This window comes from Nostocoides japonicum T1-X7 (assembly GCF_001046855.1).
Taxonomy (GTDB): Bacteria; Actinomycetota; Actinomycetes; order Actinomycetales; family Dermatophilaceae; genus Nostocoides; species Nostocoides japonicum.
On the sequence record NZ_HF570958.1, the window covers coordinates 3,819,989 to 3,831,160 of the forward strand.

At 71.6% G+C, this 11,172-nt stretch carries 9 protein-coding genes; 6 read left to right on the top strand and 3 right to left on the bottom strand.

Features of this window, described 5'->3' with window-relative positions; all coding sequences use genetic code 11:
• Positions 1-403: 403 nt before the first annotated feature.
• Positions 404-1,642, bottom strand: a complete 1,239-nt coding sequence (locus BN12_RS17335) for a lipopolysaccharide biosynthesis protein (protein WP_048554422.1) — start codon at positions 1,640-1,642, stop codon at positions 404-406.
• A gap of 16 nt (positions 1,643-1,658) precedes the next feature.
• Positions 1,659-2,690 carry a glycosyltransferase family 2 protein gene (locus BN12_RS17340; protein ID WP_048554424.1) on the bottom strand — a complete coding sequence of 344 codons (1,032 nt, stop codon included), beginning with the start codon at positions 2,688-2,690 and terminating at the stop codon, positions 1,659-1,661.
• Between the two features lie 82 nt (positions 2,691-2,772).
• Here BN12_RS17340 and BN12_RS17345 point away from each other — a divergent pair, with 82 nt between their 5' ends.
• The 6 genes from BN12_RS17345 to BN12_RS17370 all read left to right on the top strand — a co-directional run bounded on the left by BN12_RS17345 (position 2,773) and on the right by BN12_RS17370 (position 9,931).
• A complete protein-coding gene (locus tag BN12_RS17345) occupies positions 2,773-3,486 on the top strand; it encodes a glycosyltransferase family 2 protein (protein ID WP_048554425.1) in 714 nt (237 codons plus the stop codon).
• Complete coding sequence (locus tag BN12_RS17350) at positions 3,486-3,881, top strand: DUF2304 domain-containing protein (protein ID WP_048554426.1); 396 nt, start codon at positions 3,486-3,488, stop codon at positions 3,879-3,881. The genes BN12_RS17345 and BN12_RS17350 overlap by 1 nt, the downstream gene beginning before the upstream one ends.
• A gap of 139 nt (positions 3,882-4,020) precedes the next feature.
• Positions 4,021-7,314 carry a CDP-glycerol glycerophosphotransferase family protein gene (locus BN12_RS17355; protein ID WP_162233101.1) on the top strand — a complete coding sequence of 1,098 codons (3,294 nt, stop codon included), beginning with the start codon at positions 4,021-4,023 and terminating at the stop codon, positions 7,312-7,314.
• Complete coding sequence (locus tag BN12_RS17360) at positions 7,311-8,135, top strand: ABC transporter permease (protein WP_048554429.1); 825 nt, start codon at positions 7,311-7,313, stop codon at positions 8,133-8,135. Before BN12_RS17355 ends, BN12_RS17360 begins: the two co-directional genes overlap by 4 nt.
• A gap of 3 nt (positions 8,136-8,138) precedes the next feature.
• On the top strand, positions 8,139-8,885 hold the full coding sequence (locus BN12_RS17365; RefSeq protein WP_048554430.1) for an ABC transporter ATP-binding protein: 747 nt from the start codon (positions 8,139-8,141) through the stop codon (positions 8,883-8,885).
• Between the two features lie 5 nt (positions 8,886-8,890).
• The gene (locus tag BN12_RS17370; RefSeq protein WP_235432450.1) at positions 8,891-9,931 is read left to right on the top strand and encodes a glycosyltransferase; all 1,041 of its coding nucleotides are present in this window, start codon (positions 8,891-8,893) and stop codon (positions 9,929-9,931) included.
• A gap of 18 nt (positions 9,932-9,949) precedes the next feature.
• On the opposite strand, the gene BN12_RS17375 is transcribed toward BN12_RS17370, so the two are convergent.
• Positions 9,950-11,172, bottom strand: a 1,223-nt coding sequence (locus BN12_RS17375; protein WP_053080074.1) for a CDP-glycerol glycerophosphotransferase family protein, incomplete at its 5' end; no start/stop codon positions are given.

Genomic DNA, 11,172 nt, shown 5'->3' on the forward strand with positions numbered 1-11,172 from the left:
CCGGCGGGCCGGTCGCCACGCGACGCTCGTGCTCGTGGCGACGGGTCCTCGGCGACGGGCATGGACCGGGTGGCGGTTCGTGGCGGAGCCGCGGACCGCGGGGGAGCCGCGGCTCCCGACGCTCCCTGAGGTGTCCTCGCCGTCGTCATGGCACGGGGTGCCGGAGCGGGCTGCGGGCGTCCCTTGAACCGGCGCCTGGTGTCGACGACGACGACATCGTCGTCCCCCGAGCCGGGTGCCGGTGCATCCCCGGCTCGGCGCTGCGGGATCGGTCGCACCTCGTCGTCCGATGAGGGGCTCATGGTCGGGACTCCGTCGGTCGGCGTTCGGTCGGACCCCAATTGTCTACCAGCAGCACCGTGGTAATCCGTGGCGCGCTGCGCCCGACCCGCCGGATGGCCGCTCAGCTGTAGCGACCGACCGCGCGCATGATAATCGCCCACAGGCCCACGGCGGCGGTCGTCATGGACCCGACCATCGCGACGTTGACGGCCCGGACGGGGCCGACCGGCAGGAGACACAGCGCGACGAACACCGTCGCCGCGACGATCCACACGATGGCCGTGCGCCGGTGCTGTGAGACGGCGACGGCGGCCGGCTGGAGGGCCAGGGTCATCAGGTAGACACCGGTCGACACGGCCAGGAGGACGATGTCGGTGCGGGGCAGGTCGTACCCGGGGCCGGCGAGGAGATGCATGAGCCAGGGCCCCGCCGCGGCGCACAGGGCGACGGCGACGAGCGAGAGGGCGGTGACGCCCGCGAGCACGGTGGCCAGGATCCGGCGGTAGTCCGCGGCGTCGCGACGCACGACGGCCTCGACGAGCCGGGGGATGAGGACCGCCTGGACCGCTGCGAAGGCGAAGGTCGGCGTCCGGGCGATCAGCGCCGCGGCGAGGAAGGATCCCGCTGCCGCCCCGGAGCGGTCCTTGTCGAGGAGGTGGACGACGACCGGCCCGAAGTTGACGAGGCACTGCGCGATCGTGCTGGCGATCACGATGGCCACGAGGGCCGCGAGGTAGGGCGACAGGTCGTGCGTCGCGACCCGGCGCGCCCCACGCCACCAGTGCCAGCCCGTGAGGAGCACGGCGAGGATGAGAGCGACCGACACGAGCGCCGCATACGGCCACGGCGAGCGAACGGCCAGGACGGCGAGGACGCCCGCGCCGACGATGCGGAGCAGGCCCTCCATCCCGACCTGCACGGCATACGTCAGGAAGTGCCGCGAGCCGGAGAGTGCGCCCCGGGTGACGTATGCCGCGGAGAGCCCGGCGAGGGCGGCCACCGAGGTGACGGCCAGGACCACCGCGTGACCGGTGCCGCGGCTCAGCACGATGGCGAGCGGCACGACGACGAGGACGGCGGCGACCGCCGTCAGGAGGCCGGCGGCGCGAACGGCCGTCGCGAAGACCGGCTCGGCGTCGTCGCCCCGGCCGCTCAGCTCCGCGACGCGACGGCTCGTCTCCTGCTCGAACGGCAGGGCCACCCCGAGGCCGACGCCGTAGACGAGGCCCCAGAACACGGAGAACTCGCTGAAGCCCACCGGACCGAGCGCTCGTGTCGTGACCCCGGTGAAGACGTACGTCGCCCCGGCGAAGAACGCGAGCCCGACCGCGATGGTGAGCGACCCCTTCCGCAGAGACATCGCGCTGCCGCGCTGCTCAGTCCGCATCGAGGCCCCGCGTGGCCAGCCACCAGTAGCCGTGCAGCATCGCGTTGATCGCCGACATGCCCGGTGGCTGGGTGACGTTGGGAGGGTCGATGGGAGCGATCATCAGGCGCGCCAGCAGAGCACTGGGTCGGGTGGCCGTCACGGCGGCCTGGACCGTGGACCGGCGCCGACGGAGGTAGCGAGGATGCCGAGCGAGCCACCACCACGAGCGCAGCTTCTCCATCGGCCAACCCTGGAGGGCGGCGAGGACGAGGAAGGCAGGCTCGAGGAGGAGGACCGCCGGCAGGGTCCGGCACAGCAGGCCCCGCGGGTAGTCCGTCAGGACGGTCACGAGCCGGTTGCGCTCGAGGAGGAACATCTTGCGGGGGTTGCGCGAGAACTCGTAGTGGTGGTCGGCCACGGCGTCGGGACGGACGACGACGTCGAGGCCGGCCAGCCAGGCCCGGATCGACAGGTCGGTGTCCTCGTGGTAGGCGAAGTAGGTCGCATCGAACCCTCCGAGGCGGTCCCACACCTCGCGACGCAGCGCGAAGAACCCTCCCGTGGCGACCGCGACGCGCCCGGGCCGCGAGTGCTCGGCCGCCGGTGCCCCACACTCGCCGGCCCAGGTGAGCCCGGCGAACTGGAGCGGGTTCCCGACCGAGTTGACGAGGTCCGGCGCGTCGGCGAGGCGCAGACAGCCGCAGGCGATGCCGATCCGGTCGTCGTCGAGCGCGGTGAGGAGCCGGTCGAGCGCTCCCGGCCGAAGGATGGCATCGGAGTTGAGGAACACCAGGCGGTCCCCCCGCGCCTCGAGGGCTGCGGCATTGCATCCACCGGCGAACCCGAGGTTCTCGCCGGACCGGACGAGGCGGATCGCGCGGGACCATCCCGGCCGCCGGTCGTCGAGTCGGTCGACGCCGTTGTCGAGCAGGATCACCTCGCGGTCGGGGCCGAGTTGGGCGACGACGGCGTCGAGACATCGCTCGAGCTCCGGCTCGGCGCCGTACCCGAGTACCACGACGGACGCCTGCACGGTCACGTGGCGGCGCTCCTTCGCAGTCTAGAGTGGTGGGCAGCCGATGGGGGACGCCTCAGCGTAGCCCTGCTCATGGAGACCTGGGATGGAGGAACGGAGAGCTGTGGCGAACGAGGACGTCTGGGTCGTCGTCCCGACGTTCAACGAGGCCCCGATGGTCGGGACGGTCGTCAGGGGGCTTCGTGAGTCCTTCCCTCGCGTGGTCGGTGTCGACGACGGCTCGATCGATGGGTCGGACGCCGAGATTCGTGCCGCGGGCGGCGTCGTCGTCCGGCATCCCATCAACCTGGGTGCTGGAGCGGCGCTCCAGACCGGGGTCGAGTTCGCTCTCCATGACCCCGGTATGCGATACGTCGTGACGTTCGATGCCGACGGCCAGCACCGGGTCGCCGATGCGGTCGGCATGGTCGCTCGGATCCGGGAGGCGCCGGTGCAGGTCATCATCGGGTCGCGGTTCCTCGGCGTGGACTCACACGGCATGACGGCGTCGCGGCGCTGGCTGCTGCGTGTCGCGACCGTCTTCGAACGGGTCACCTCGGGCGTGCGGCTCACCGATGCCCATCAGGGCCTTCGGGTCTTCGACCGGGAGTTCGCGACGATCCTCGACCTGCGGACCCCGGACATGGGGTGGGCCAGCGAGTTCCTCGACCGGATGGGCAGTCACCACACGCCCTTCGAGGAGTATCCCGTCCGGGTCGCCTACACCGAGTACTCGCGCGGCAAGGGCCAGCGCTCGATGAACTCCATCAACATCGGGGTCGACGTCCTCATCAACCGAATACTGCGAGGGCACCGCTGATGCAGTGGGTGAAGGTTCCGCTCGTGGGCTTCGCGCTGTTCATGCTCATCGCCCTGTTCCGCAACCGTCAGCGGGTGGAGCTGCGCGCGGGCACGCGGGTCGTCACCATCGGGCTCTTCGTGCTCGCCGTCATCTCCATCGTCGCTCCCGGCATCACCCAGCGGGCCGCCACGTTCCTCGGCGTGGGCCGAGGGACCGATCTGCTGCTCTACGGGCTCGTCGTCGTCTTCACGCTCACGTCGATGGGTCTGTACTTCCGGCTCCGCGAGTCGGACGAGAGGCTGCGCAGGCTCGTCCGGTCCATCGCGATCAACGAGGCGTTGCAGGAGCTGGAGCGGACCACCGGCTCGGCGGACGACCGCCCGAGCGGGCCGGGGGCGGCGTCACGAGGCTGACAGGTGGACCAGTGAGCTGCGGATGGTGACCTCTCCCGGGACCGGGTGAGCCGACGGTAGAGTGCGTGGCCGCGGCAGCAGGTGCCGACGGGCCGGGTGACGAAGTGAGGGCGGCGTGCTGGGAGGGTGGCGCAACACCGTGGTCCGGTGGCGGACCGCCCAGCGGTCCATCGCCGTCGTCCGGCAGGGGGACTCGCTCGTCATCGAGGCCGACCTCGCTCCGCCGAACCGGCTGTGCCGGGTCCTCGTCGTCCCGCGGGGGGATCCGGGGCGGGTCTGGTGGGCGGGCGAGCCGGATCCCGCATCCGGACGCGTCGTCCTGCCCCTGCCGGAGCTGCTGCGCGTGTTCGAGAGTCATCGGTCCGGCGCGACTCCCACGCCCGAAGGCCGGCCGAAGCCGCTCTTCGCGACGGCCGTCCTCGAGCTCGTGGGACCCGCCTTCGGGACGCTGGACGCGCCGGCCCGGACCGGACTGTCGGGATTCCGTTCGGCGCGCGTGTGCGCCCTGACCTCGGTCGCCTCCGCGGGCGGTGTCCTCACGGCCTACGTGTCGGCCAAGGGGAACCTCACCCTCCGGTTCGGGGACGACGTCCCGCCGGTCGTGGGGTCGGGGAGCGTGACGAGGATCCGGGACGCCGCGACGTCGTGGGAGCTGCGAGGGACCCTCGACCCGCTCAACGCCGAGGTCGACGGTGGTGAGCTCGTCCTCGTGGGCCGACGCACCGACGACCGGATCACGGTCCCCGCGGCCTTCACCGAGGTCGCCGACCACGGGCTCCGTCACCACGGGCACCGGCGCTACCGGTTCCGCGCGACGATCCGGGACACCGACCTCCTCGGCCGGTTCGCGCGGCCCGAGCTCCTCGACGCCCACTTCCTCGTCCGGGCGTCCGGCATCGAGGCTCCCCTCGAGGTCCCGCTGCGTCGGGTAGCCCCGAGCGCCCGGCTCGACCTCCCGGGATCGGTCTTCTCGGACGGCGACCGGGCCGTGGAGGTGCGGGCCTACCGCACGTTCAAGGCGCGCGCGTTCGCGCTCGAGGTGCGGCCCATCGACGCCGACGCGGCGGCCGTCGCCCAGGCCCCGCTGCGCCACGCCGTCCGGCTCCGCCTCCGGTCGCGCAGGCATCCGGTGTGGCTCGTCGGCGAGCGTCCGGAGACGGCGCAGGACACCGGGCTGGCCCTCTTCGAGTACCTCCGGGACAACCATCCGGAGATCGACGCCAGGTACGTCATCGCCGCGGACTCGCCGGACCGCGATCGGCTCGGGGACTCCGACGTCGTCCTCTTCGGCAGCCGCGAGCACGTCGAGTCGACCCTCGCGGCGTCACGGATCATCAGCTCCCACCATGCCGACTACCTCCTCGCGACCCGCCGTCGCGGGTTCCAGCGCGCCGTGCGCGCGCGACGGGTCTTCCTGCAGCACGGGATCATGGGCACCAAGAACATGGTGCGCAACTACGGGTACGACGCGCCCGGGTTCACCGCGGAGCAGATCATCGTCAGCTCCGACCGCGAGCGGCGGATGATCGAGGAGGACTTCGGGTGGCCCGCGCGGCGGGTCGCCCTCACCGGGCTGTCCCGCCACGACCGCCTGTTCGGCGAGGGCCGGGCGCCCGAGCGACGGCTGCTCATCATGCCGACGTGGCGCGACTGGCTGCGCTCCGCCGAGGATGTCGTCACGAGCGAGTTCGCCGCCGAGTGGCACGCCCTCCTCGACTCGCCGGAGTTCTCCGCCTTCCTCGTCGACAACGACCTGGAGGCCGACTTCTACCTCCACGCCAACATGCAGGCGTACTCCGACCTGTTGACCTTCCCCAACGTCAACCTCCTGCGGCACGGCGACCTCGACGTGCAGGATCTGCTGCTGCGCTCGATGGTCATGCTCACCGACTACACGAGCGCGGCGATCGACTTCTCCTTCCTCGACCGGCCGGTCGTCTACTACCAGTTCGACAGGTCGCGGTTCCTCGGGCCACGGCCCTCGCACTTCGACCTCGATGCCGAGCTGCCGGGCGAGATCGCGATGACGCCGGCCGAGGTCATGGACGCGCTGCGGCTCGCCGCCGCACGGGAGTTCACGATCAGCCCGGAGGCCCGGCGCAAGGCCACCGCGCTGACCCGCTTCCGGGACACCGGTGCGAGAGAGCGGATCGTCGAGGCGGTCCGGGCGACGCCGCGTCGTCGGCTCATCCCCCCGATGGTCCGTGACCTCATGGAGACCTCCTCGAGGGTCGCCGAGCGGGCCCGGAAGGACCGGCGGTACGTCCGGGTCCGCGACAGGGTGCGCGTGCCCCTCGTGCGCCGGGCCTACGGGTTGGCCCGCAGGCTGCCTCGCAGCGGCGCCATCGTCCTCGAGAGCAACCTGGGGCGGGACACCGGCGACAGCCCCCGCGCGATCTTCGACGAGCTCGTCAGGCGGGGCTCGGACCGGTCGCTGCGGTGGGTCGTGACGGGTGGTGTCGCCGCGCCGGACGGCGCGACCGGGCTGGTCCGAGGGTCGCTGCGCTACGTCTGGGCGCTCGGACGCGCCTCGGTGTGGATCGACAACCAGAACATGCCCTCGTGGATGCGACGCCCCGAGGCGACCGTCTACGTCCAGACGTGGCACGGGACACCCTTGAAGCGGATGCTCCACGACCTCGACGAGATCGTCGGACGCGACGAGGGATACGTCGACCGCGTCGACACGATGATCGGCGAGTGGAGCTACCTGCTCTCGCCGAGCGCCTGGGCGACGGAGCGCTTCCGGTCCGCCCTGCGCTACGACGGCGAGGTCCTCGAGCTCGGGTACCCGCGCAACGACGTCCTCGCCGACGACCGGGCGGTGCAGCGGGCGACGCAGGTCCGTCGTCGTCTCGGTCTCGCGCGCTCCAAGAAGGTCCTCGTCTACGCCCCGACCTTCCGTGACGACCAGAGGGTCGGCACGAAGTTCCGGTTCTCCATCGCGCTCGACCTCGAGCGGCTGCTGGCCGCGGTCGGGACGACGCACGAGATCATCGTCCGCCTCCACCCGATCGTCCGCGGGAAGGTCCGGCTGCCCCGGGGCGTCCACAACGGCGCCCTCGGCGGCATCTCGATGGAGGACCTCCTCGCGACCGCGGACGTCCTCGTCACCGACTACTCCTCGGTCATGTTCGACTTCGCCGTGACCGGCCGGCCCATGGCCTTCTTCGTCCCTGACCTCGCCCACTACCGCGACGAGCTGCGGGGGTTCTACCTCGACTTCGAGAAGGAGGCGCCCGGACCACTGGTGGAGGACACCGACGGCCTCATCGAGGTCCTGCGCGATCCGGAGGGACTCGCGGCATACGAGCCGATGCTGACGGAGTTCCGCCGCCGATTCTGTCCGCTCGACGACGGCCACGCCGCCGAGCGTGTCGTCGACCGGCTCGTCGCCGACGGCGTCCCCCTGCTGCCTAGGATCACCGGATGACCGCGACACGGGTGTCCTCGACGGGTCCGACGGGCCGGGTCGCAGCCGTCTGGCAGCACCGCAGCATCGTGCGGACCCTCGTCGTGCGCGACCTGCGGGTCCGGTATGCCAGGTCCTGGCTCGGCTATCTGTGGACCGTCCTCGACCCGCTGCTCATGTCGTTGATCTACTTCTTCGTCTTCACCCAGATCTTCCATCGCAGCGATGTCGGCCACAAGCCGTACTTCCTCTTCCTCGTCGTCGGTCTCCTCTCATGGCAGTTCTTCACGCAGTCGATCACCGACGGCGCGACGTCGCTGCTCGCCGACTCCAAGCTGGTCCGCTCCACGAGCCTGCCGCGGGAGGTCTGGGTCGTCCGGGTCGTCGCGTCCAAGCTCGTCGAGTACGTCTACTCCCTGCCCGTCCTCGTCCTCTTCGTCGCGATCTATGTCGCGCGGGGGGACACCCACGTCAACGCGCGCATCGTCCTGTTCCCGCTCGGCGTCGCGCTCCAGATCGTCATGCTCGTCGGGTTCGGGTTGCTCCTCGCTCCCGTCACCGCCCTCGTCACGGACATGCAGCGGGTCATCCGCATCCTGCTGCGGATGCTCTTCTACGCCACCCCCGTCATCTACTCGCCCGCTCGGGTCCCGAAGGGCTTCCGGGTCGTCATCGAGTCGAACCCCATGGCCGGGGTCCTCGAGCTCCAACGCGCGGGCCTGTTCAAGGAGCCCATCCTGTGGCGTTCCGTCGTCCTCGGCGTCGCGTTCTCCCTCGTGATCCTCGGCCTCGGCACCTGGGTGTTCGTCCGGCTGGAGCGCGCCGTCCTCAAGGAGATCTAGGCGATGACCACCGTCATCCACGCCGAGGACGTCGGCATCGAGTTCTTCACGAGCCGCAAGCGGCACATGTCGATCCGGGAGCTCCTGTTCTCGCGCGGCGCGACCCACACACCCGGCAAGTTCTGGGCCTTCCGCAACGTGACGTTCGACGTCCAGCAGGGTGAGGCCGTCGGCATCGTGGGCCCGAACGGCACCGGCAAGAGCACGCTCCTGAAGATCATCGCGGGCGTCATGCTGCCCGACGAGGGACACGTCGAAGTGACGCAGGGGGTGGCTCCGCTCATCGAGCTGACGGGCGGCTTCAAGGGTGAGCTCACCGCACGCGACAACATCTTCCTCACGGCGGGGCTCCACGGGCTGCGTCGCGAGGACGTCGAGGAGCGGTTCGACGAGATCGTCGACTTCGCCGGGCCCCAGGTGAAGCGGGCCCTCGACACGCCGTTCCGGCACTTCAGCTCCGGCATGAAGGTGCGCCTGGGGTTCGCCGTCATCACCACCCTCGACGAGCCGATCATCCTCGTCGACGAGGTGCTGGCCGTCGGCGACCGCGCCTTCCGCAACCAGTGCTACGCCCGGATGGAGGCCCTGCTCGCCGAGGGGCGCACCCTCTTCCTCGTCAGCCACAGCGAGAAGGACCTCAGCCGGTTCTGCACCCGAGGCCTGTACCTCACCGGGGGCCGGCTCGTCCTCGACGGTCCCATCAAGGACACGCTCGAGTGCTATGCGATGGACATCGAGCGGAAGGCCTGACCGGCGTGCGCCCCGCGATCTCCTATGTGATGCCGGTCCTCAACGAGGCGACGCGTCTGGAGACGGCCGTCCGCGCGGTCCTCGACCAGGAGTACGACGGCGCCCAGGAGGTCGTCATCGCCCTCGCCCCGTCGAGCGACGGAACGGACGCCGTCGCGGCGCGGCTCGCCGCGGACGATGCTCGGGTCACCGTCGTCGCGAACCCGGCCGTGCACATCCCGGCGGGGCTCAACGCGGCGATCGCGGCGTCCCACGGCGAGATCGTCGTCCGGGTGGACTCCCACACCGAGCTGCCTGCCGGGTACACCGAGCGGATGGTCAGCTCCCTCGAGCGGACGGGTGCCGCGAACGTCGGCGGCATCATGCGCGCCCGGGGTGACGGCCCCGTGCAGCGCTCGGTGGCCCGCGCATACAACAGCCCGCTCGGCCTCGGCGGCGGGGTCTACCACGGGGGACGGTCCGAAGGCCCGGCCGACTCGGTCTACCTCGGCACCTTCCGGCGCGAGGTCCTCGACGAGGTCGGCGGGTACGACGAGAGCCTGTGGCGTGGCGAGGACTACGACCTCAACGCGCGCATCCGCGCCGCCGGGCATGCCGTCATCCACATCCCCGACGTCGAGGTGGCATACCATCCGCGCTCGTCGTGGGGTGCCCTCGCGCGACAGATGTATGCGACGGGCTCCTGGCGGGGGGTCCTCGTCCGCCGCCACGGCCGGACCAAGCCGCGGTATCTCGCCGCCCCGCTCCTCGTCATCGGCCTCGGCGCCTCGGTCGTCGTCGGAGTCGCCAGCACCGTCACTCGGGTGCCGCGCGTCATGACGGCGGTGTATGCCGCGCCGGCCGGCTACCTCGCGGTCCTGGGCTACGCGCTCGCCGGGGGCCTCGGGGCGCGGAGTGCGCGGGACCGTGTCCTCGACGTCGGCACCCTCGCGACGATGCACCTGTCCTGGGGCGCCGGGTTCCTCGTCGGCTGCGCCAGGGGAGTCGAGGGGGTCCTCGACACCTCGCGCGTGCGAGAGCCGACCGTCCCGGCGGCCGACGCCTGACCCCGATGGACCTGCTGCCTACTCCGTCGTGGCGGGTGCCGGGAGGGCACCGGCGGCGACGAGACGATCGACGACCCGCGCCGCGGCCCGACCGTCGTCGAGCGGGTTGAACTGCCGCTGCCAGGAGGCGTACCGGTCGGCCCAGCGCTCGGCGTCGTCGGCGAGGATCGCGGCGACACAGTCCTGCGTCGTCGTGACGAGGGGACCGGGTGCGCGGTCCGCGAGCGACCAGTAGAACCCGCGCTCGCGCCGCTCGTAGTCGGCGAGGTCGGGGACGAAGAAGACCATCGGCCGGCCGGTGGCACTGAAGTCGAACATGACGGAGGAGTAGTCGGTGACGAGGACGTCGGCCACCGCCATGAGGTCGGACACGTCGGGATAGCGGGTCACGTCGATGACTCCGGCCGCCTCGGTCGGCGGTCGCTCCACCATGGTGCGGGCGTGCCCGCGCACGAGGACGACCCACTCGGGACCCAGTGCCTCGGCCACGGCAGCGGAGTCGAGGAGGTGAGCGGAGGCGAGATCCTGCGAGCGCCACGTCGGCGCGTAGAGGACGACTCGGCGTCCCTCGACCCCGAGGGCGGCACGGATGCCGTCGGCGGATCCGTGGACGAGGATGTCGTTGCGGGGATAGCCGGTGGTCCACATCGGGCCCCGCACCGCATACGCGCGCCGCAGGACCCTCGCGGCCGTCGGACTCTGCGCGAGCATGGCCGACCAGCGGGTGGACTGTCGCACGACGGCGGCAGCGGCACGCACGTCGATGCGGCCTCGTCCCAGGGCGATCCGCTTCAGCGGAGTGCCGTGCCAGGTCTGCAGGACGAACTGTCCCCGGCGGGGGCGCCAGCGGTCCCGGATCCAGTCGTTGATGACGAGGAGCCGGGCCTCGTCCCGGGCGCGGACCCACGCCGGGCTACCCTCCACGACCGCCTCGGCACCGACCGGCACGACGACCGCCTCATCGGCGACGGCCCAGAGTCGCCGCGCGTCGGGGCAGCGCCGCGCGATCTCCCCGTCGATGGCGCGGGGGTTGCACGAGGCGTTGCGCCCGTAGTAGCTCTCGAAGAGGACGATCCACCGGTCGGGAGCGGAGGGGCCGGTGGATCGAACGGGGGCGGCGGGGGTGCGGGGTGCCGTGGGGTCGACCGGACCGAGGAGGGCGTCGGCCACGCGCTCCGCGCTCCGGCCGTCGGTGTGGGCGTGGTAGCGGGCGGCGAGAGCGGCGGCGGCGCTCGCCGCTG